General features: G+C 60.7%; 21 protein-coding genes and 1 pseudogene. 13 read left to right on the top strand and 9 right to left on the bottom strand.

Annotated elements, in window-relative coordinates; genetic code table 11:
• Positions 1-137 precede the first annotated feature (137 nt).
• Complete coding sequence (locus HU739_RS11430) at positions 138-2,588, bottom strand: penicillin acylase family protein (RefSeq protein ID WP_186552425.1); 2,451 nt, start codon at positions 2,586-2,588, stop codon at positions 138-140.
• Between the two features lie 199 nt (positions 2,589-2,787).
• Between HU739_RS11430 and HU739_RS11425 the strand changes: the two genes are divergently transcribed.
• From HU739_RS11425 to HU739_RS11415, 3 genes and pseudogenes are all read left to right on the top strand, one after another.
• Positions 2,788-3,345 carry a cysteine hydrolase family protein gene (locus tag HU739_RS11425; protein WP_186552426.1) on the top strand — a complete coding sequence of 186 codons (558 nt, stop codon included), beginning with the start codon at positions 2,788-2,790 and terminating at the stop codon, positions 3,343-3,345.
• Positions 3,346-3,787: 442 nt separating this feature from the next.
• The gene (locus HU739_RS11420) at positions 3,788-4,783 is read left to right on the top strand and encodes an IS110 family RNA-guided transposase (RefSeq protein WP_217844294.1); all 996 of its coding nucleotides are present in this window, start codon (positions 3,788-3,790) and stop codon (positions 4,781-4,783) included.
• A gap of 13 nt (positions 4,784-4,796) precedes the next feature.
• Positions 4,797-5,195 (top strand): annotated as a pseudogene (locus tag HU739_RS11415) (transposase); the annotation flags it as partial.
• Between the two features lie 369 nt (positions 5,196-5,564).
• Here HU739_RS11415 and HU739_RS11410 read toward each other — a convergent pair.
• The 4 genes from HU739_RS11410 to HU739_RS11395 form a co-directional block, all read right to left on the bottom strand.
• Entirely contained in the window at positions 5,565-5,768 is a 204-nt protein-coding gene (locus HU739_RS11410; protein WP_003198420.1) for an SEC-C metal-binding domain-containing protein, read from the bottom strand.
• Positions 5,765-6,259, bottom strand: coding sequence for an LEA type 2 family protein (locus tag HU739_RS11405; RefSeq protein WP_186552032.1), 495 nt, complete (start codon positions 6,257-6,259; stop codon positions 5,765-5,767). Before HU739_RS11405 ends, HU739_RS11410 begins: the two co-directional genes overlap by 4 nt.
• Positions 6,260-6,381: 122 nt before the next feature.
• Positions 6,382-6,858, bottom strand: coding sequence for a YchJ family protein (locus tag HU739_RS11400; protein ID WP_186552031.1), 477 nt, complete (start codon positions 6,856-6,858; stop codon positions 6,382-6,384).
• A 4-nt stretch (positions 6,859-6,862) separates the two neighbouring features.
• On the bottom strand, positions 6,863-7,360 hold the full coding sequence (locus HU739_RS11395; protein WP_186552030.1) for a DUF6231 family protein: 498 nt from the start codon (positions 7,358-7,360) through the stop codon (positions 6,863-6,865).
• Positions 7,361-7,559: 199 nt separating this feature from the next.
• Here HU739_RS11395 and HU739_RS11390 point away from each other — a divergent pair, with 199 nt between their 5' ends.
• The 4 genes from HU739_RS11390 to HU739_RS11375 all read left to right on the top strand — a co-directional run bounded on the left by HU739_RS11390 (position 7,560) and on the right by HU739_RS11375 (position 10,261).
• Entirely contained in the window at positions 7,560-8,255 is a 696-nt protein-coding gene (locus HU739_RS11390; protein ID WP_186552029.1) for an OmpA family protein, read from the top strand.
• Positions 8,256-8,345: 90 nt separating this feature from the next.
• Positions 8,346-9,068, top strand: coding sequence for an OmpA family protein (locus HU739_RS11385; RefSeq protein WP_186552028.1), 723 nt, complete (start codon positions 8,346-8,348; stop codon positions 9,066-9,068).
• A 160-nt stretch (positions 9,069-9,228) separates the two neighbouring features.
• The gene (locus tag HU739_RS11380) at positions 9,229-9,510 is read left to right on the top strand and encodes a DUF1145 domain-containing protein (protein WP_186552027.1); all 282 of its coding nucleotides are present in this window, start codon (positions 9,229-9,231) and stop codon (positions 9,508-9,510) included.
• Complete coding sequence (locus HU739_RS11375; protein ID WP_186552026.1) at positions 9,503-10,261, top strand: collagen-like protein; 759 nt, start codon at positions 9,503-9,505, stop codon at positions 10,259-10,261. The genes HU739_RS11380 and HU739_RS11375 overlap by 8 nt, the downstream gene beginning before the upstream one ends.
• Before the next feature lie 170 nt (positions 10,262-10,431).
• Here HU739_RS11375 and HU739_RS11370 read toward each other — a convergent pair whose 3' ends face one another.
• Positions 10,432-10,896, bottom strand: coding sequence for a CopD family protein (locus HU739_RS11370; protein WP_186552025.1), 465 nt, complete (start codon positions 10,894-10,896; stop codon positions 10,432-10,434).
• Positions 10,897-10,995: 99 nt separating this feature from the next.
• Here HU739_RS11370 and dinG point away from each other — a divergent pair, with 99 nt between their 5' ends.
• The 6 genes from dinG (at position 10,996) to HU739_RS11340 (ending at position 19,602) form a co-directional block, all read left to right on the top strand.
• A complete protein-coding gene (dinG, locus tag HU739_RS11365; protein WP_186552024.1) occupies positions 10,996-13,140 on the top strand; it encodes an ATP-dependent DNA helicase DinG in 2,145 nt (714 codons plus the stop codon).
• A 95-nt stretch (positions 13,141-13,235) separates the two neighbouring features.
• Positions 13,236-15,704 carry a beta-galactosidase gene (locus HU739_RS11360; RefSeq protein WP_186552023.1) on the top strand — a complete coding sequence of 823 codons (2,469 nt, stop codon included), beginning with the start codon at positions 13,236-13,238 and terminating at the stop codon, positions 15,702-15,704.
• Between the two features lie 218 nt (positions 15,705-15,922).
• On the top strand, positions 15,923-17,068 hold the full coding sequence (locus tag HU739_RS11355) for a serine hydrolase domain-containing protein (protein ID WP_186552022.1): 1,146 nt from the start codon (positions 15,923-15,925) through the stop codon (positions 17,066-17,068).
• A gap of 113 nt (positions 17,069-17,181) precedes the next feature.
• Positions 17,182-18,285: an OmpA family protein gene (locus HU739_RS11350; RefSeq protein ID WP_186552021.1), complete on the top strand. Its 1,104-nt coding sequence runs from the start codon at positions 17,182-17,184 to the stop codon at positions 18,283-18,285.
• 24 nt (positions 18,286-18,309) lie between these two features.
• Complete coding sequence (gene pdxH, locus HU739_RS11345) at positions 18,310-18,957, top strand: pyridoxamine 5'-phosphate oxidase (RefSeq protein WP_186552020.1); 648 nt, start codon at positions 18,310-18,312, stop codon at positions 18,955-18,957.
• Between the two features lie 180 nt (positions 18,958-19,137).
• Positions 19,138-19,602, top strand: a complete 465-nt coding sequence (locus HU739_RS11340; RefSeq protein ID WP_007969461.1) for an outer membrane lipoprotein — start codon at positions 19,138-19,140, stop codon at positions 19,600-19,602.
• A gap of 63 nt (positions 19,603-19,665) precedes the next feature.
• On the opposite strand, the gene HU739_RS11335 is transcribed toward HU739_RS11340, so the two are convergent.
• The 3 genes from HU739_RS11335 to HU739_RS11325 are packed head-to-tail and all read right to left on the bottom strand — an operon-like array spanning position 19,666 to position 21,334.
• Complete coding sequence (locus HU739_RS11335) at positions 19,666-19,923, bottom strand: DUF7683 domain-containing protein (RefSeq protein WP_225922830.1); 258 nt, start codon at positions 19,921-19,923, stop codon at positions 19,666-19,668.
• Positions 19,920-20,150, bottom strand: a complete 231-nt coding sequence (locus HU739_RS11330) for a DUF7683 domain-containing protein (RefSeq protein WP_186552019.1) — start codon at positions 20,148-20,150, stop codon at positions 19,920-19,922. The genes HU739_RS11335 and HU739_RS11330 overlap by 4 nt, the downstream gene beginning before the upstream one ends.
• Positions 20,147-21,334, bottom strand: a complete 1,188-nt coding sequence (locus HU739_RS11325) for a colicin E3/pyocin S6 family cytotoxin (protein WP_186552018.1) — start codon at positions 21,332-21,334, stop codon at positions 20,147-20,149. Before HU739_RS11325 ends, HU739_RS11330 begins: the two co-directional genes overlap by 4 nt.
• Between the last annotated feature and the right edge of the window lie 124 nt (positions 21,335-21,458).

Raw genomic sequence — 21,458 nt, 5'->3', positions numbered from 1 at the left:
AAGTTCGATTGGTTTTCCGGGACGACTCAAGCCCCTGTAGGAGTGAGCCTGCTCGCGATGGCGCTGTGTCTGACGCTTCAATTTGGCGGTCGGATCGCTATCGCGAGCAGGCTCACTCCTACAGGGGAGCTGTTGATCTATTTACCGGGAGTCAGGGTCAAACGACTCTTGCCATACACCCGATCAAAGTTCTGCGGCTGCATCGGCAGACCGATGTACTGCCCCTTCAGCCACGCATCGATACCATTCAGGTAGTTCGGACTCAGCGGATTGCCCGATTGCCCCGTACCGTTCTGCGCCATCAGCGGTTCGCTCTGGCCGAAGTCGACGATAAAACGCATCGACGGCGCCCGCGTTGTGGCGAAATCCTGACCCCAGGCAAACGCCGAGGCGTTCAGCGTGGTGTGATCGCCACCCGCTGCCAGCGGCCCGCGCACGGTCTGGCCGTTGCTGTTTTTCCAGGCGTAGCTGTGCAATTTGCCCCACTGCCAGGCACGGTGATCGCCGCCCAATTGACTGTCACCTGCGGTGATCGCCGCCGCCAGGCTGCGGGCCAGAATCACGCTTTTGTCTTCCTTCTGCGGCGTGCGAACGTCGTCCCAGAACGGACTGTCCTCGCGGCCAAGCAGATGATCGGCCTGCGCCGCATAAGACAGATCGCCGCTGGCGATAAAGGCTTTCCACGCCGGGCTGGACTCAGGCCCCAGTTCGTCGAGGAAGATCTGCTTCATGCTTTCCTGCAGAAACAATTCATAAAGCGCCGCATCCGCCGAGGTCGGGCTGAGCTTGCCATCGAACGCCATCAAGCGCGTGAAGGCTTCGCGGGCCTTGCTGCGCTCGGCTTCTGGCAGGCCATCAATGGCCTGTTTCAGCGGCTGCTTCATGCCTGGAGCTTCGAAGACTTTTTTCAGCTTGGCGGCGAAAGTAGTGGTTTGGTCGTACTGCATCGCGATGACGCTGCGGCTGTCATGCTTGCCGCTGCCGGCCAGTTCGGCCAGGCGTTCGCCACGCTCCGGTGCCGCCCAGGATTTCGACAGCTGCATGCCGTAACCGTCCGGGATGACGCGCTGGTTGGCCGTGCCGAGCCAGCCTTGGGCCGGGTCCTGATCGTAGGGGTGCAGCATCGGGTCGGCGTAACCGTCCCAGTCGTAACGACCGTCCCAGCCCGGCGAGGGCAGCAGGCCTTCGCCTTCGCGGCGGTTGGGGAAACGTCCGGTGACTTGCCAGCCGATATTGCTCGCATCGGCGAACACCAGGTTCAGCGTGATGGCGCGGATCTCGCGGCTCGCGTCGGAAGCACGCTCGACGTTTTGCGCGCGTGTCAGGTCGAAGAACGCGTCGAGGGTTTTGTCATCGGTGAAACTCGGCATCTGCAAGGCCAGGCCGAAACCGCTGCCTTGCGCCGCTGCCTGCGCACTGTTGAGCAGCGCGCCATGGCGAGTTTCGTACACCGCTTCGCGAATCGGCCGCTGGCCTTTGACGAAATAGGTTTCGTTGCGCACGCCCAGCGGCTGCCATTTGCCGTTGACCTCGTAGGTCAGGCTGCTGCCCTGACGACGGATTTTTTCCAGAAACAGGTCCTGGTTATCACCGAGTACGCTGCTCATGCTCCAGGCGACTTTACCGTTGAAGCCGCCGAGGACCATTGGCAAACCGGCAATCGTCACGCCCGCCGCCTGATATTTCGGTGCGCGGATCTGCACGAAGCTCCACAGCGACGGCGCGGCCAGCGGCCCATGGGCGTCGCTGGCCAGCAGGCTCTTGCCGCTGCGGCTGCGTTGCGGGGCGATCGCCCAGTTGTTCGCAGTCGGCGTGCCGAGCAGGTTCAGCGCCGACAGTTGTTGGCTGGCGTTGCTCAGTTCGCTCAAACCGGGGATTTGCCCGTTGAGCTTGACGCCTTGCAGTTTGTCGGCCTCGGCCAGTGGCAGATTTTCGTCCGGTGCGGACGGCGACAGCCAGGCGAGTTTGTCGCTGGTCACGGTTTGCGTCAGCACCAGCGAGGCAATTTCCTCGGGCAGGTTGGCCGACTGGCTGAAGTTCAGCAGGGCGAAAATCAGCGCCGAATCTTCCGGCTTCCAGTATTCCGGCTTGTAGCCGCTGGCGGCGAGGTCGCCCGGCAGCTTGTCGGCGTAGCGGAACAGATAGGCATTGACGCCCCGCGCATAGACTTCGAAGAAGCGCTTGAGCCGTGGCGACGACGCCTTGTACAGCTCGCCGGCGCTTTTCTTCAGGTTGACGGCGCGCATGTAACGGTCGGCATCGAGCATCGAGGCGCCGGACATCTCCGCCAGCCGGCCCTGCGCCAACAGCCGCAGGGTGACCATCTGGTTGATGCGGTCGCTGGCGTGGACGTAGCCGAGACTGAACAGCGCGTCATGGAAACTGTTGCTTTCGATCAACGGCATGCCCATGGCATTGCGTCGCACCGACACGTTCTGCGCCAGACCCTTGAGCGGCTGCACGCCGGCGGTCGGTGGCAGGCTGTCCTGAGCATTCCAGGTCTGGCACCCGGACAGGCCCAAAACACCGGCCACTGCTGCGGCAACGCCGAACCGGGGAAGAAAATGTGTGAGGGCTGGCGAGGCCATGGCGAAGCTCCTGCGGGGGTATAAGGCTGGGGGCGCAATAAAGCCGCTACGTTAGTGAGCGGGCGAGGGCTGCGCAAGCGGGGCGAGCGGTTATTTGTGCAGTTGTCGGCTGATCGGTCAGAGGCTTTGCAGTTGCCTGTGGGAAAGCTGAGATGTTGAACTACGGAAAACCCCAAGACCTTGCATGAGAAAAATCGCCATGGAACTGCAGGCCAGCGCCGCACTGATCATCATCGACCAGCAGAAGGGCATTCTGCATCCGCGCCTGGGCCGTCGGAATAACCCTCACGCTGAAGAAAACATGCTGGAACTGTTGGCGCTGTGGCGCCGGACCGGGCGACCGGTGATTCATGTGCAGCATTTATCGCGCTCGGCGGATTCAGTGTTTTGGCCAGAGCAGTCCGGGGTGGACTTTCAGCCGCGGTTTATGCCGCAGGACGGCGAATGGCTGATCCAGAAAGCCGTGCCAGATGCATTTTGTGCGACGCGTCTGGAAGGGCGGTTGCGCGAAGCGGGGATCGGGCAAGTGGTGATCGTCGGTGTGGCCACAAACAATTCGGTGGAATCGACGGCGCGTACCGCGGGCAATCTGGGGTTCGACGCGTGGGTGGCGGAGGATGCGTGTTTTACCTTCGACAAGGCCGATTATTTCGGCACACCGCGTACCGCTGAAGAGGTGCACGCAATGTCGTTGGGGAATCTGCATGGGGAGTATGCGACGGTGGTCGATTGTGCACGGATTCTGGCGGCGGGTTGAATGTTCTTGGTGAATGTGCCTGCCTCTTCGCGAGCAGGCTCGCTCCCACATTGGAGCGCGTTTCGTCAGAAGGAACGCGGTCCCCTGTAGGAGTGAGCCTGCTCGCGATAGCGGTAGATCAGGCGACATCAATATCGGATGTGCCGGCCTCATCGCGAGCAAGCTCACTCCTTGTATGTTGCCCACACACCAGCATGAAATGAGATCTAAGCTCGCTGGTGCGACATACGAAGATGTGTTTCTGGGGGAGACCGATCACTCCTGAAGGCAGGACTTGCTCCTGACCTTGTCTGTAGAGAGGTCCCCCCGCCTCATTGCCCACCACGAAGAGTATCGAGAAGCCGACAAGTCGGACTTCGCATTACAAGGTTGCAGTGGCATGAAGTTCGAGGTCAGGGGAACCAGGAAGCATTTTTAACCCAGTTCTCTTGGAGTTGAAAGCATGAACATGCACGTCGGTTTGGATGTGGGATCTCGCACTACAGCGATGGGCTGGCGCAATGGCGGCCGTTTTGCAGGTCAGTGCAATATCGAGCAGACGCCGGCGGGTCGTAAGGCCGCTGTCAGCAAGTTGCTTGAACTCAAGCCTCTATCAGTGGTGATGGAAGCCACCGGCATCTACTACCTGGACTTGGCCATGGAGCTCGCTGCGGCGGGTTTGCCAGTCTCGGTTATCAATCCGAAGAGTTTTCACAACTTTGCAAAGCTGATGCTGAAAAACAGCAAAACGGACGCGATCGATGCCCAGTTATTAGCTGAATACGGCGAACGAATGAGCCCAAGGTTGTGGACGCCGCCCACTTCAATACAGCTTGAGCTGCGCGCTATTGGCCGACACATCAATCGTTTGACGTGTCATCGCACCCGCGCCAAGAACGAGCTGCATGCGCTCAAAGCCACTCAAACAACTCTTCTGATGCTGATTGAAGACGAAGAGGAAGCCATCAAGGCCTTTGACAAAAGAATCGAGCGTTTCCGACTTGCGGGTCGGGCATTGATCGACAACTGCCCAACCTTGAGCGCCCAGTTCGGGCACATGATCGCCGCCCCGGGAATGGGTGAGATTTCTGTATTTGCGGCGCTGGCTGAGCTGACTACTTTACCGGTGACGCTCAAGTCAGCGCAGGTCAGCCGCCACGCGGGGCTCGATGTCCGGCTTACGCAATCAGGAACCAGCATTGATAAGCCCGGCCGGATAAGTAAGGGCGGCAATGCCTATTTGCGCTCAGCAATGTACATGCCTGCGCTGACCGCCATACGTTGCGACCCGAACGTGAAAGCGTTTTACGAAGCGTTAGTGGCTCGAGGAAAGAGAAAGATGCAGGCTATCGTCGCAGTCATGCGCAAATATCTGACCGGACTCTGGGCCTGCATGCAGGCTGGCGAAGACTTCGATACGACCAAGCTTTTTAGCGGTAAACACCTCCAAAAAGCTTGACCGTAAACAGAGTATCGCCGCCCCGGGAATGGGTGAGATTTCTGTATTTGCGGCGCTGGCTGAGCTGACTACTTTACCGGTGACGCTCAAGTCAGCGCAGGTCAGCCGCCACGCGGGGCTCGATGTCCGGCTTACGCAATCAGGAACCAGCATTGATAAGCCCGGCCGGATAAGTAAGGGCGGCAATGCCTATTTGCGCTCAGCAATGTACATGCCTGCGCTGACCGCCATACGTTGCGACCCGAACGTGAAAGCGTTTTACGAAGCGTTAGTGGCTCGAGGAAAGAGAAAGATGCAGGCTATCGTCGCAGTCATGCGCAAATATCTGACCGGACTCTGGGCCTGCATGCAGGCTGGCGAAGACTTCGATACGACCAAGCTTTTTAGCGGTAAACACCTCCAAAAAGCTTGACCGTAAACAGAGTATCTACAGGGGATCGCATTTCAACTGAAGGAACGCGGTTGTCATGTGGGAGTGAGCCTGCTCGCGATAGCGGTAGATCAGGCGACATCAATATCGGATGTGCCGGCCTCATCGCGAGCAAGCTCACTCCTACAGGGGATCGCATTTCAACTGAAGGAACGCGGTTGTCATGTGGGAGTGAGCCTGCTCGCGATAGCGGTAGATCAGGCGACATCAATATCGGATGTGCCGGCCTCATCGCGAGCAGGCTCACTCCTACAGGGGATCGCATTTCAACTGAAGGAACGCGCCTTGCTGTGGGAGCGAGCCTGCTCGCGAAGGCGGCCTGTCAGGCGAAGGAGATCTTCGCCCAGGGCATCAAGCGCCGTGGCACTTCTTGAATTTCTTGCCGTTGCCGCACGGGCAAGGGTCGTTGCGGCCGACGTCTTTCAGGGCGTTGCGCACCGGTTCCTGGTGGGCATGGCCGCAGTTCGGGCCGTGTACATGGCCGTGGTCATGGTCGTGATGATGGTCATGATCGTGGTTGCAATCAGGGCCATGGACATGAGGTTGTTGAGTCATCGGTGTTGCTCCGGAATTAAATCGGCGGGGATTATCACGCCATTGCGCTCAAGGTGCACGTAGTGGGCGATGAATAAACCGGTTTCCATCTCCCCCTGCAATCGATAGGGAATTTGCTGATTGGGGTTTTTCAGCATTTTCACCACGTCTTTGACTTTCGGCCACAGGTTGGTGCGAATCGGCACCTTGAAATAAGCGCTGCGCTTCGGTCCGACGGTAAACCAGTGTTCATGCTCGCCCTCGGCCAACAGGATATCAGCCAGATGAATGCGGTATTCCAGCCCGCGCACCGTCAGGTCACTGTCGTTGGGGTTATCGAGGCGAAAGTGCAGGATGAATTTCTGCTCGAGCAGCTTGGCGCGCACCACTTCGACGTTCACCAGATGCACGGCGGGCTCGACGCTGTCATCACTGAACCACGAGGCACAGCCGCCGAGGTTGAGGATCAGCATGAGGAACAAAAGATGGAATGTGCGTCGACGACCAAGCATGGTTGTACTCCCTTTGTTGCCAGTCTAGACGCTAGAAGATCGCAGCCTTCGGCAGCTCCTACAGAGGGAACGCAAATGCTGTGTAGGAGCTGCCGCAGGCTGCGATCTTTTGATCTTGTCCTTTAAACGCCGAAGTAACCTGCGCAGCACTTCTTGAACTTTTGTCCGCTGCCGCAAAGGCAACTGTCATTGCGCCCCAACTTCACCGGCACTGTCGGGTCGATGAAATACCAGCGCCCGGCGTTCTGCACGAACGAAGAACGCTCGCGATGACTGTGCTCGCCCTGGCTGTCGTGCCAGCGCGCAGTGAAGGTGACAAAGGCGTGTTCCGGCTGGCCGCCGAAGACCTCCGAACCTTCCACCTCAAGGCCCAGCCAGGTACTTTGCGCGCTCCATTCGCTGATCGATTGCTTGTTCAGCCCGGCCTGTTGGGCGGGCAGGGTGGTCGCCACCAGATAATCGATCAGCCCCAGCACATAAGCGCTGTAGCGCGAACGCATCAAGGCCTCGGCGCAAGGCGCCGGATGGCCTTCGTGATAATGGCCGCAGCAGGCCTCCAGCAGATTGCCGCTGCCGCACGGGCAAATGGCTGTACTCATTGCATTACCACCAGTATTTGCCGAAGTTTTCCGGATTGGCCCAGAACCGCGAGTTGAGCCAGTCAGGGACTTGTTTGTAGTCAAGCAGATCGTAGGTGAACAGGGTCAGCATCTGGTCGTCGCGTTGAAAGCGTTCGCTCGCTTGCAGCGCCAGCGAATAGAAGTCGGTCTCCTGCCAGCCACTGGCCGCCAGGTCGGCCAGCACGGCGATGCGGCTGGCGTTGAGATTACGAATACCGCCCAACAGATTCAGGCCGTCGCGCTTGGGTAAATGTTCCAGGCAATCGACCACCAGTGCGAGGTCGAAGCGCTGCGCCGCCAGTTCGGTGGGCAGCGCACCGGGCGTGACGTGGGCGACCACGCTGTTGGGGTGCGCATCCTTGAACGCGCTCAGGGCCGGGAATTCGCTGGCGCCGATCAATAACAGTCGAGCCGGGGCGTAGCGGTCCAGCAAAGCGGCCAACGCCTGTTGCGGCGTGCGTGAAGAAATGGCGACGTTCATCGAAGCTCCTCAGTCAGACCGCCAAGACTAGCCTGCCAGACTGCGCCGGCAAAGCGTCCGCTAGCGTGGTTTTTCATTAAAAGAGGCAAACGCCTGTGAACACGGTCGCAAACAGCGGTGGCCTATTGCTGGCGGAGATTAAAACTCCGGTCTTTACTCCCTGAATCGGTTTTAAGCCGATCCCTCAGGAGAAAACTAGATGAGCATAGTTCGGACAGCATTACCCTTGGTTCTGCTAACCAGTGTGTTGACTGGTTGCGCAGGTTTGCAGAAAACCGACTGGCCGACCTGTGCGGCGGTCGGCGGTGTGGTCGGTGCCGGTCTCGGCGCGACGGAAAGTGCGGCGTGGGCCGGCTACGGTGCGTTGCTGGTCGGCGGTACGGCAGCGGCCTATTGCTGGGTGCATGGCGATGGCGACGAAGACGGCGATGGTGTGCCGGACAGTCGCGACAAGTGCCCGGGCACGCCTAAGGGTGTGCAGGTCGATGCCGACGGCTGCCCACCGCCGACGCCTGCGCCAGTGGTTGAAGAAGCGGTAGTGGTCAAGGAAGAGACGATTGTCATCCGTGATGTGCACTTCCAGTTCGACAAAGCCACCCTGACCGGTCCCGACAAGCAAGTGCTCGACAAAGTCGCCACGCGCCTGAAGCAGGAATCTTCCACTGCGCAATTGACCGTGACCGGTCATACCGACAGCGTGGGCAGCGATGCCTACAACCAGAAACTGTCGGATCGTCGCGCGCATTCGGTGGTGGAATACCTGATCCAGCAAGGTGTGCCGCGCGCCAGCTTCGTTTCGGTGTCGGGCCTGGGTGAAAGCCAGCCGGTGGCGGATAACAAGTCTGCCGACGGCCGCGCACAGAACCGTCGTACCGAAATCAAAATCGTCCGTTGAAACCTCTCGCGTCCGCGGCTTGTGCAGTCGCGGATGCGGGTCTTTACTCCTGTGTAACCGGTATGGGCCGGTGACACAGGAGCTTTCACCATGACTGTTTTCGCAAGGTCCGTCTTGCCGGTGCTGCTGCTTGGCAGCTTGCTTACCGGTTGCGCCACGCACAGCGATGGCACTGCACCCCTCAATCAACGTACATGGCCGATCTGCAGTCTGTTGGGCGGACTGGTCGGCGGTGGGCTTGGCGCTATCGAAAGTGCGGGCTGGGCCGGCGGCGGCGCAGCGCTGGGCATCGTCACCGGCGGATTGATCTGTTACGCCCAGGATGGCGATGAAGACAGCGACGGCGTGTTCGATCGCCGCGACCGTTGCCCGGATACGCCGGAAAATACCGAAGTCGATCACCGCGGTTGCCCGTTGCCGCAATATCCGGTCGCTGAGAAACCGGCCGAGCCAGCACCGCAAAGTGAAGTGATCACTTTGAGCGATGCGGGCAACGTGCTGTTCGATTTCGACAAGTCTGACCTGACGCCAGCGGCGAAAGCCCAGCTCGACACCCTGATGGACAAGCTGCGCAATGCCGATGTGGTCAGCGTCAAAGTGATTGGCCATACCGACAGCAAAGGTTCGGATGCCTACAACCAGGGGTTGTCGGAGCGTCGCGCGAGCAGCGTGGCGGCTTATCTGCTCAGTCAGGGCCTGGCGCCGGACAAACTGACCAGCGAAGGTCGCGGTGAAAGTGAACCGGCGGCCGATAACGCGTCTGACGAAGGACGCGCGCAAAATCGCCGCGTGGAACTCCATATCAATCGTTAGGACGGGTCTGTAGTCCGCAGGCTAGAGCTGCCGGGGAGATATCGTCGACCCGGCAGCCGTTTGGCCGGCATTTGCAGATTTTTCGTTTTCCCCTCTGGCTTATCCCCCGCAGAAGCCGTTACTGTGCGCGCAAAGAATAATTCGCAACACGGGGGCGCGTATGAAACTGTTTTGGGGGCTGGGCCGTTTACTGACCCTGCTGTTCTGCGGCGTGGTGCTGGTCAATCAACTGGTGCCGTTTGTCCATCCGCTGCACCTGCTGGTCAATCTGGCCGGTGGTCTGTTGTTGCTGATCCATGTGCTCGAAGTGCTGCTGTGCAATCGCAGCCTCAAGGGCCGCCCCCATCCCTGGCGCGACCGTGGCCGCATCCTGCTGTTCGGCGTTTTCCATTTGCAAACCCTCCCGGCCCCGGCCGCTCCGCAGGCTTCTTCCCATGCGTAAACTCTGCTTGCTCGTTGCATTCATCAGCCCCCTGGCCTGTGCTCAGGTCGTCAGCGTTGAAACCAATTCCTTGATGCGCCTGCCCAACACGGCCAGCACCTTGCAGTTGGAGAAGCTGGAGGTCGCCGATTACGGCACTCTGCTGATCCCCTCGAACGTGACGGAACTGAACGTCGATGAACTGCGTCTGGGCCATGAGGCGCGTATCGCCATTGTTCCGGCTGAGCAGGCGCTGGAGGTGAGAGTCAAGCGTGCCGAATTGAGCGATGGCAGCCAGATCACTGCCCGAGGGGCACCGGGCACCTATGAAAAAGCCGCGCGTGCCGGACGCAATCTGAATCTGCAATTCAAGGCGCTGAACGCGCCGCTGCTGTCAATCGACGCGCGGGGCGGCACCGGTGCGCCGGGTTTCGTCGGGCTTGACGGTGGCAACGGCGAAGATCCGGGCTGCACGTATGGTTCGGCCGGTCACGGTGCCGATGGCGGTGACGGCAGCGACGGGCAACCGGGCGCTCCGGGTGCACTGGTACGCCTTGAAATACCGCGCGATTTCCCGGCGGATCTGATCAAGGTCAATGTCGCCGGCGGTGCCGGTGGCCCCGCGGGTGTGGGCGGCAAGGCTGGCAAGGGTGGCAAGTCCAAGGGCTGCCTGGTGTACCGCGCCGATGGCGGCAAGAACGGCAAGGCGGGGGCGGATGGACAGCCCGGGCCGGTGGGCGCGGCTGGGGCTGTGACTGTGCAGCGCCTCTAAAGAACAGCACTTTCAATCTGTGGCGAGGGAGCTTGCTCCCGCTGGGGCGGGCAGCGGCCCTGAAATCAGACAGCGCGCCCCTTCCGGTTAAACTCGGCAACTGATTTGGGTTGCTTCGCAACCCGGCGGGAGCAAGCTCCCTCGCCACAGTCAGTGTTTGTCTCGACACCTCAGAACATGGGCCGCGCCGCAGCCACTGCCACCAGCACCAACCCGACAAGCAGATTAAGCCCCACCACCCGCCGTATCCGACCCAGCACTGCCGCGCCCGCCGGCCAGTCCTTCGCGTCCACCGCTTTGCGCAGTTCCGGCAACATCAGCCCCTGAATGCGGATAAACAGTGCGGTCATCACCACATACAAACCGATCATGACCTGCACGTACTTCGGCGCGGTTTCGAACCCGACCTGCTGCAGATGCAGCATGCCCACGCCGCTGATCGGAAGCAGAATCACCGCGACCCAGACCCAGCGGAAGAAACCTTGAAACACTTCCACCCACAGGGTCAGGCGAGCGGGGCCGTCGAGGGCCTTCACAGCCGCAGGGCGCAATACCATCCAGGCGAAAAACATGCCGCCGACCCAGACCAGCGCGGCGAGGACATGCAGGGGATAAACGAGGCTAAAAGGTGTCATTGGGTTACTCCGTTCTGCGCAGGATCGATTCGCGGGGTATGATAGCCGCCGAACCAAACTACTGAAAATTTATCCAGCGTTTTTAGCGCCCGACACTCAATGATCAGCACTGAACTCAAAACCACGATCCAGGGCGCCTATTCGCGTTTTCTAGAGGCCAAGAGCCTCAAACCGCGTTACGGCCAGCGCCTGATGATCGCCGAGATCGCCAAAGTCCTCGGGGATATCGACACCGACGACGAAGGCCGGCGCAGTGGCGACCCGGCGATAGTCGCGGTGGAGGCCGGCACCGGTACCGGCAAGACTGTCGCCTACAGCCTGGCGGCGATCCCCACGGCGAAACTGGCGGGCAAGCGTCTGGTGATTGCCACCGCGACCGTCGCCCTGCAGGAACAGATCGTCTACAAGGATTTGCCCGACCTGATGCGCAACAGCGGGCTGAATTTCAGCTTTGCCCTGGCCAAGGGGCGTGGCCGCTACATGTGCCTGTCCAAGCTCGACATGCTGCTGCAGGAAGGCCACGCGCAGACGGCCACCGCGCAGCTGTTCGAAGAAGAAGGCTTCAAGATCGAGGTGGATGAAGCCAGTCAGAAGCTGTTCACCAGCATGATCGAGAAACTCGCCGGCAATAAGTGGGACGGCGACCGCGACAGCTGGCCGAACGCGCTGGAGGACGCCGATTGGGCGCGCCTGACCACCGATCACAGCCAGTGCACCAACCGCCATTGCCCGAACTTCGGCCAGTGCGCCTTCTACAAGGCCCGCGAAGGCATGGGCAAGGTTGACGTGATCGTGACTAACCACGACATGGTCCTCGCTGACCTGGCCTTGGGCGGCGGTGCGGTGCTGCCGGACCCTCGCGATACCATTTACGTGTTCGACGAAGGCCACCATCTGCCGGACAAGGCCATCGGCCATTTCGCCCATTACACGCGCCTGCGTTCCACCGCCGACTGGCTGGAAACCACCGCCAAGAACCTCACCAAACTGCTGGCCCAGCACCCGCTGCCCGGCGATCTCGGCAAGTTGATCGAGCAGGTGCCGGAGCTGGCGCGAGAGATCAAGACCCAGCAGCAGTTCATGTTCAGCGCCTGCGAGCAGATCGCCGATTTCAAGCCCGGTGAAGACGTCGAGGGGCGCGAGCGCCCGCGCCATCGCTTTGTGGGTGGGGTGATTCCCGAACATATGCGCGAGATGGGCATCGAGCTGAAAAAAGGCTATTCGCGCCTCAACGATCTGTTCACGCGTCTGACCGACCTGCTCAAGGAAGGCATGGACGGCGAGGTCAACATCGGCATCGCCAGCAATCAGGCCGAAGAATGGTATCCACTGTTCGGCAGCCTGTTGTCGCGTGCCTCCGGCAACTGGGAACTGTGGACCGCATTTACCGCCGAAGACCCGGAAGACAGCCCGCCGATGGCGCGTTGGCTGACCCTGGCGGAAAGCGGTTCGCTGTTCGACATCGAAGTCAATGCCAGTCCGATTCTGGCGGCGGAAACCTTGCGCCGCAGCTTGTGGAACGTCGCTTACGGTTGTCTGGTGACTTCGGCGACGCTGACGGCGCTAGGCACGTTCGACCGTTTCCGCATGCGCGCCGGCCTGCCGAAAAAAGCCGTCACGGCGGTGGTGCCCAGCCCGTTCCATCACGCCGATGCCGGTGTGTTGCGCGTGCCGGATCTGAAGGCCGACCCGCGCGATGCCGCCGCCCACACGGCGGCGATTATCCGGGAGCTGCCCGATCTGGTCGAAGGTTCGCGCGGCACGCTGGTGCTGTTCTCCTCGCGCAAGCAAATGCAGGACGTGTTCGACGGCCTCGACCGTGACTGGCGCAAGCAAGTGTTCATTCAAGGCAACCTGTCGAAACAGGAAACCCTGAACAAGCACAAGGCGCGGGTCGATGGCGGTGATTCCAGCGTGCTGTTCGGCCTGGCCAGTTTCGCCGAAGGCGTCGACTTGCCGGGGGCTTACTGCGAACACGTGGTCATCGCCAAGATCCCGTTCTCGGTGCCGGACGATCCGGTCGAAGCTGCGTTGTCGGAGTGGATCGAAGCCCGTGGCGGCAATCCGTTCATGGAAATCTCCGTGCCCGATGCCTCGCTGAAACTGGTCCAGGCCTGCGGCCGTCTGCTGCGTACCGAAGAAGACCGCGGCACCATCACCTTGCTCGATCGACGTCTGGTCACCCAGCGCTACGGCAAGGCGATCCTCAACGCATTGCCGCCTTTCCGTCGTGAAATATCCTGAGGCACCGGTGGGCCGTTTGGCCCGCCGCGCTGTCTATCTCTCTACCATCGCTTTTCCATTGGCCTTTGTTGGTCGTCAGGGAGAACTCCGTTCTTATGATCCGCCGTTCGTTGCCTGCCGTATTTGCCCTGATCTTTGCTGCGCCGTTGCTCGCGGCGCCTGCCGGCCAGCAGACGCTGTTCAATTTTGTCCGTCCTGCCGATGTGGTCAAAGTCGCGACTGAAAACGCCGATCTGCCGCAAGCCAATGCCGAACAGACCCCCGAAGGCGAAGTGCTGCGCCGCGTGATCTTCAATCCGGCCGCCCGCCCGACCTTGCGTCTGACGCCGCAGACCGGCGCGTGGGACTGGTCGCAGTCCGGCATGATGACCCTGCGTTTGCAGAGTGCAATGAACTGGGCGGTGACGGTCTATGTGCAGATCCAGAGCAACGATGGCCGCACCCTGGTCAGCCGCGTCGATCTGCCGGCCGGCCCCGCGCAAACCTTGCTGGTGCCACTGGTGGCCTCGACGCCGCTGAGTCAGGGCATGAAGGCCGGCCCGCCAATGCCGATGACCGTCGATGGCCAGCGCATCCTCCTGGCCAGCAGCACGGGCGAAATCGACCGCAGCCAGGTGGTCTCGGTCAGTCTGTCGATGGATCAGCCGAAGGTTGCGCAAAGCCTGCTGCTTGAGCGTTTCGGCGTGCAGGACGGCGGATCGGTCACGCAGGCGGTGTACGGCAATCTGGTCGACGCTTACGGGCAATCGACCCGTGGCCAATGGCCGGAAAAGATCAGCAATGACGAACAACTGAAATCCGCCGCCAGCAAAGAACAGCGACAACTGAACACTTGGCTGGCCGAGCGCGACAAGTCATCGCTGGACACGTTCGGTGGCTGGAGCAAAGGCCCGGCGTTCAAGGCCAGCGGGTTCTTCCGCACGGAAAAGCGCGATGGCCGTTGGTATCTGGTGACCCCTGAAGGCCACCCGTTTTACTCGCTGGGCGTCAACACCGTCAGCCCGCAGGTCAACCAGACCTACGTGGCCGGGCGCGAATACATGTTCGAGTCCCTGCCCAAGCAAGGCGAGCCGTTGGCCGCGCAGTTTGGCGAAGGCGACAACCGTGGCGGCAACGGTGCCGATCAGGGCCGTGGCTACGGCAGCGGTCGCTGGTATGACTTCTATGGCGCCAACCTGCAACGCCTGTACGGTGAACCGTGCAAACCTGACAGCGACCACAAGGCCGGTATTGCCGAAGCGGCAAAGGCGGGCGCGTCTGAAACCGGTTCGGTTCAGGCGGCTGAATCGGTAGCGGTGCCTGCCGAGCCGAAGCCAGGAATTGCCGAAGCAGCGCAGACAGACGCGGTGCAAGCGTCCGCCGAGAATGCCGTTGCGTGCAAGGCCACGTTTGATGAAACGCGGTGGACTACCCACACCCTCGATCGCCTGCAGGCCTGGGGTTTCAATACTGTCGGCAACTGGAGCGCGCCGTCGCTGGCTGACGCCGAACGCGTGCCGTACACCATGCCGCTGTCGATTGTCGGCGACTACACCAGCATCAGCACCGGCAACGATTGGTGGGGCGCCATGCCTGACCCGTTCGATCCGCGTTTTGCCATGGCCACCGAACGCGCCGTGGCGATTGCGGCACGCGATCACCGCGATGATCCGTGGCTGATCGGCTACTACGCCGACAACGAACTGGCCTGGGCCGGCCCCGGCGACGACGCGAAGTCGCGCTACGCACTGGCCTACGGCACGCTGAAAATGACCACCGATGTGCCGGCCAAGCGCGCGTTTCTCAAGCAGTTGCGGGACAAGTACCGCAATCAGGCCGGGTTGTCGAAGGCGTGGGGGGTAGACGTACCGGCATGGGAACTCATGGAAGACCCGGGCTTCGAGCCACCGCTGCCGAACCCGGAGCACCCGGAAATCGAGGCCGATTTCAAATACTTCCAGAAGGTCTTCGCCGACACTTATTTCAAGACGATTTCCGACGCGCTGAAATGGCACGCACCGAACCATCTGTTGCTCGGTGGCCGCTTCGCCGTCAGTACCCCGGAAGCGGTGGCCTCCTGCGCGCAGTATTGCGATGTGCTGAGCTTCAATATGTACACCCTGAAACCCCAGGACGGTTATGACTTCGCAGCGCTGAGGGCCTTGGACAAACCGGTGCTGATCAGCGAGTTCAACTTCGGCTCGACCGATCGCGGCCCGTTCTGGGGCGGTCCGACGCAACTTTCCCGGGAAGAGGATCGTGGCCCGGCCTATGCCAATTTCCTTAAACAGGCCTTGAGTGAACCGTCGATAGTCGGCGTGCACTGGTTCCAGTATCTCGACCAACCGGTGACCGGGCGTTTGCTCGATGGCGAGAACGGCCATTTTGGTCTGGTCGGGATCACCGATCTGCCCTATCAAGGCTTCGTCGAGACGGTGCGCAAAAGCAATCTGCAAGCGCTTGAGCAATTGGGCAAGGAGGCGCAGAAAGCGCCGGTGCATGAGGCTGAAGGCGGGCGAAAAGGCGAGGCGGGTAAAAACGCCGGCGCAGGCCATGCCGGGGGGCATTCGGGAAATGGCCACTAGGCTTTGAACCGCGTTATCGTTCTTCGCGAGCAAGCCCGCTCCCACACGGGTCTCGGTAGCATTAGAGTTCCCCTGTGGGAGCGAGCCTGCTCGCGAAGGCGTCAGCCGCCTCACCGAAATATCTGAAATAACCGTCTGGCCCGCGCCTGTTCCCAAATCCCTCAAGGGCTGGAACAATGCGGGCCACTTTGTAGAGCGTTTGCGCGGGGGAGTTGCGGGTGCAGATTCAGGGTCATTACGAGCTTCAATTCGAAGCGGTGCGCGAAGCTTTCGCGGCACTGTTCGACGATCCCCAGGAACGCGGCGCAGCCTTGTGCATAAAGGTCGGCGGAGAAACCGTCCTTGATCTCTGGTCCGGTACCGCCGACAAGGACGGCACCGAGGCCTGGCACAGCGACACCATCGCCAACCTGTTCTCGTGCACCAAGACTTTCACCGCGGTCACTGCGCTGCAACTGGTCGCCGAAGGCAAGTTGCAACTCGACGCCCCGGTGGCTCGCTATTGGCCGGAGTTCGCCGCTGCCGGCAAAGAATCCGTAACCCTGCGCCAATTGCTCTGCCATCAGGCCGGCCTGCCGGCGCTGCGCGAATTGCTCCCCCCCGAAGCCCTTTACGACTGGCAAACCATGGTCGACGCCCTCGCGGCCGAAGCACCGTGGTGGACTCCGGGCACCGGTCACGGTTATGCCGCGATCACCTACGGCTGGCTGGTCGGCGAATTGCTGCGCCGCGCCGACGGTCGTGGGCCGGGCGAATCGATTGTCGCTCGGGTCGCCAAACCGTTGGGCCTGGATTTCCATGTGGGCCTGGCCGACGAAGAGTTTCATCGCGTCGCGCACATCGCTCGGGGCAAGGGCAACGCCGGCGACGCCGCGGCTCAGCGCCTGCTGCAAGTGACCATGCGCGAACCGACTGCCATGACCACCCGTGCCTTCACCAATCCGCCGTCAGTGCTGACCAGCACCAACAAGCCGGAATGGCGACGCATGCAGCAACCGGCGGCGAACGGCCACGGTAACGCGCGCAGCCTCGCCGGGTTCTACGCGGGCCTGCTCGACGGCAGCCTGCTCGAAAGCGAAATGCTCGAGGAGCTGACCCGCGAGCACAGCCTCGGCGACGACAAGACCTTGCTCACCCGCACCCGTTTCGGCCTCGGTTGCATGCTCGACCAACCGGACGTGGCCAACGCCACCTACGGCCTCGGTCCGCGTGCGTTCGGCCATCCGGGCGCGGGCGGCTCGATCGGTTTTGCTGATCCTGAGCATGATGTCGCGTTCGGTTTCGTGACAAATACCTTGGGGCCTTACGTTTTGATGGATCCGCGTGCGCAAAAGCTGGCGCGGGTGCTTGCCACTTGTCTGTAAAGCTTCAACAGAGGTTCCAGGGTCGGAACCTCGAAGGGATTTTCGATTCAAAACGGCTGTTTATCCGGGCGAAAGTGCTCTGATTTTTCATTACTTCATCTTGTGGATTTTCAATGTCAGCTAAAAAGACCCTCGCCCTGGCCCTGTGTGTAGCGATCACCGGTTGCGCACAGACCCCGAAAAACGATGCGGACGGCGGCAGTTGGTGGCCGTTCGGTTCTACCGACAACGTAGCCGCCAAGGAGCCTGCACCGGCCCCGGCCCCGTTGAAACCTGCAGCGACCGCGCCCGTCGCCAAGGCCGAGAGCAGCAACCCGTGGTACTGGCCGTTCGGTTCCAGCGATGAGGCGACCAAGGCTGACCTGAAAGCCGAGGTCAAACCTGAAGCCAAACCCGCCGCCGTCGCCAAGGCCGACGCCGAGTCCAATGGCAAATGGTGGTGGCCGTTCGGCGGCAAGGATCAGCCAACCGCCAAAGCCGTGCCGATGCCGGATCCGAAAGTCACGCAGGCCTGGCTCGACGATTACGAGCCGCGTCTGCGTGAGGCGGTGAAGGACAGCAACCTGCAACTCGAACGTCGCGACAACGTACTGGTGGTGACGGCGCCGGTCGAAGGCTCGTTCAACCCGGACCGCCCGGCGATGTTGTTGCCGGTCACCCTCGGCCCGTTCACCCGCGTGGCGAAAATCCTCGAAGCTGACCCGAAGACCGCCGTGCTGGTGCTCGGTCACAGCGACACCAGCGGTGCCGCGCCGGCCAACATCAAACTCAGTCAGGAACGTGCGCAATCGGTGGCGGCGATCTTCCGCCTCAGCGGCTTGCAGCGTGATCGCCTGATGCTGCGTGGCATGGGTTCCGAAGCGCCGCGCGCGGCTAACGACAGCGTGGAAGGGCGTGCGCTAAACCGCCGTGTCGAATTGCTGGTGACCCCGCAAAACACCATGGTTGCGCTGCTGAGCAAATACAACATGCCAGCACCGAAGCCAGTGACCCTGGTGGCTGCGCAAGACGTCAAGCCAGCGGCGAAACCGGCCACTCCAGCGCCTGCCGCGAAGAAAGCCGCCGTCCCTGCGACCAAGAAGGCCCCAGCCAAGAAAGCCGCCGCCAAGGCTCCAGCGAAAAAGGCCCCGGCCAAGGCTCCGGCGAAGAAGACAGCACCAGCCAAAGCCGCCGCGACCGACAAGAAAGTCGCCGCGACCGACGCCGCCAAGCAGTAATCCGCTAACGAAAAGGAATGCGCCGTGACCCAGTCTCTGGCCGATATGCGTCGTGATTACACCCGGGATGGCTTGACCGAGGCGCAAGCCCCGGCCGAGCCGTTTGCGCTGTTCCACCAGTGGTTTGCCGACGCGGTGAAAACCGAGCAGGCGCCGGTGGAAGCCAACGCCATGACCCTGGCCACGGTCGATGCGGCTGGACGTCCGCATTGCCGCATTCTGCTGCTCAAGGGCCTGGACGCGCAGGGCTTCACCTTTTTCACCAACTACGACAGCGCCAAGGGCCAGCACCTGGCGGCCAACCCTTTCGCCGCCATGACGTTCTTCTGGCCAACCCTGGAACGTCAGGTGCGCATCGAAGGTCGCGTGGTGAAAGTTACGCCGCAAGAGTCCGATGCGTATTATCAGGTGCGTCCGCTGGGCAGCCGTCTCGGTGCCTGGGCATCGCCGCAGAGCCGGGTCATCAACGGCCGTGGCGAGCTGGAAGACTTGCTCAAGGCCACCGAACAACGCTTCAGCGACACCCAGCCGCACTGCCCGGAACATTGGGGCGGTTACCGCCTGCTCCCCGAGCGTATCGAGTTCTGGCAGGGCCGTCCGAGTCGCCTGCACGATCGCCTCAACTACCGCGTCCAGGGCGCCGACTGGATTCTTGAACGCCTGGCACCCTGAGCAGTCTACCGAGCGGGATAAAGAGTGGCGGCGCAGGATCGCTGATTTAGCGCTACTTTAAGTGGACGCTCGCAGGCATCTGTACCCAGCCTGAATGGAAGCCAATTTATCCGGATGGTGTCGTGACAGGCGCCAAGCCACGGAGTTTAATGAACACAATGTTCTTTTGGAGTTGATGCTATGCGTAAGTCTGTTCTGCTGGTTGCTTCCTTTTCCACGATGGCGATGTTGCTGACCGGCTGCCAATCGAGCCTGACCGGTGACTCCTACTCCCGTGACGAAGCGCGTCGCGTGCAGACGATTCGCATGGGCACCATCGAATCCCTGCGACCGGTGAAAATCGAAGGCACCAAAACCCCGATCGGTGGCGCAGCAGGCGCGGTGGTCGGCGGCGTTGGCGGCAGCGCCATCGGCGGCGGCAAGGGCAGCATCGTCGCTGCAGTCATCGGCGCCGTGGCTGGCGGCCTCATCGGTTCGGCCACCGAAGAAGGCCTGACCCGCACCCAGGGCGTGGAAATCACCGTCCGCGAAGACGACGGCAGCATGCGTGCCTACGTGCAGCAGGTTCAGGAAAATGAAGTATTCCGCGTTGGCGAGCGGGTGCGGATTTCGACCGTTGGCGGAACCAGCCGCGTTTCGCATTAAGCGGGAAGCAGGTTAAAGAAAACCCCGATCAGGTGACTGGTCGGGGTTTTTTCTTGGAACTACCTACTCGCTTCCATGACAGCCCAGTTGAAAATCGTAAGCCGAGTCGTAAAAAGCTCGACCGATCAAAGCTTCCAACTGCTTTATTTGCTCTTGGTCGAGGTCATATCCATAGATTTCGTCTTCTGGGTTGCTCCAACGCATGATTGTTCTTAGCCGCTCAATGTTGCCATGCGGAACGGGTACTTCGAAAACCAGTTCAGCAGTGCGTTTGTCAAATGCCTCGACGGTATGATTCAGTTTGCAGTAGCCATAAATCATTCGGCGCAAACCAGTTGAACGATGTGATTTACGTCCAGCAGTTTTTGTCCCGTCCATTTCTCCAATGTTTTGATTTGTTCTTCAGTCAGATCATCGCCATCAAATTCATCTTCAGGCTTATGCCAGTTCATCAACTCCTTCAATGCTTCCTTATGGCATGCCTCGATTTCGACCGTTCGGAGTAAATTCTCAGTCTTTCGATCAAAGACCTCTACTACGTGTTTCATTTTTCAACCCTCCTGGTTGAATCGGCTGGTTTCGTTTGTTCCCCTGTTTGCGGGTCGTATTCTCCAAGATGTTTTCCTTGTTTGGTGTGCATCTCAACCTTGCCATGCTGAGAATCCCATTCGTAAATCTTTCCCGATGAATCTTTCCAACGTCTGCGCTTTTTTCCTCCACCGCGAACGGAGGTTTTCAAAGGCGCAGGTTTTACATCTGGAAAGGCCGGCAGCGAAACCGGAGCGGGGTGGTATGAGAAATCTCCAGGAACGTTCAGGACGATGTAAACCGGTTTACCGCCTGAGCTTATCGGAAACACCAGAATGAAATCTTTGTACTCCGGCGGATAAACCGGATTTACCAGAATCCCTTCCGCCGCTTTCGTCGGTGGATACACCCAGATATGCGGTGCTTGCGGTGCGGCCTCCAGCGCTGGAATGCCGAGTATGTCCGAGCCATCCACGGCTGGCGTCCAGAGCAGTTCGATGCCTTCACCCAGATCCGCAACGAACCGGTCACCGCGAGGGCTGAACTGCACGACATCGACCATTTCCCAGTCGCGATTCTTGCCGGTGTAGAAACCGTAACCCTTGAGGCTGCCATCGACCTGTTGCTCGACCCGCAGGCGCACGCGGGTTCGGGCTTGTTTGAGTGTGTTCAGTTGCTCGTCGGTATAGAGCGCGCTGTCGCCCAGGTTTGACGGAATCAAAAGCGCAACGAGGCCCACCAAAGACGCAGCGGCTGCGCTTGATGCGAGCGCCGGCAGCGCTTCGAAAGCCGAACCTGCCAGGGCCAGACTGCCGAACCCGATCGGGATGGCGTTGGCGCTGATTTTCTTGAGAGGAATGCCGCCGCTTTCGTCGGCTTCGCGAGCGCCCAGCAGGATCAGGTCGCCGTAATCCTTCAGGCTATCGGTCGGCACCATGCCCGAAGGGTTGCTGTAATCGATGATCGCATCCGGCAATTTGCAGGATTTGGCGAATACACAGCCGGCACGCACGGCTTCAGGTTTTTTCGCAGCCACTTCACGGCTACGCTCGAAAGCCTCCTGCCGCGCCAACATCGCATCGTAGGCGTTTTGCCCGGCTTCGCGCTCGGCCAGTTCGGCGGCCGTCATATACCGCCAGGTAACGTGATGCCCGTCGCCCGCCGGTGGGTTTTGCACCCTGGGGATGTCCTTGTTACGCGCCACTGATCGTCCCTTCGTTCACCATCGACAGCCCTTGGAAAGGGGCTGCACGACGTTATCGAAGCGGGGAAAGCGTGGCTGTAGGACGCGTCGCTAAAGACGTGGGGATTGTTCGATAAGAGCGGAG

It is taken from the genome of Pseudomonas hamedanensis (genome assembly GCF_014268595.2).
GTDB classification, from domain to species: domain Bacteria; phylum Pseudomonadota; class Gammaproteobacteria; order Pseudomonadales; family Pseudomonadaceae; genus Aquipseudomonas; species Aquipseudomonas hamedanensis.
Note: the sequence above shows the minus strand (reverse complement) of the source record. Positions and strands in the feature narration are given on the sequence as shown.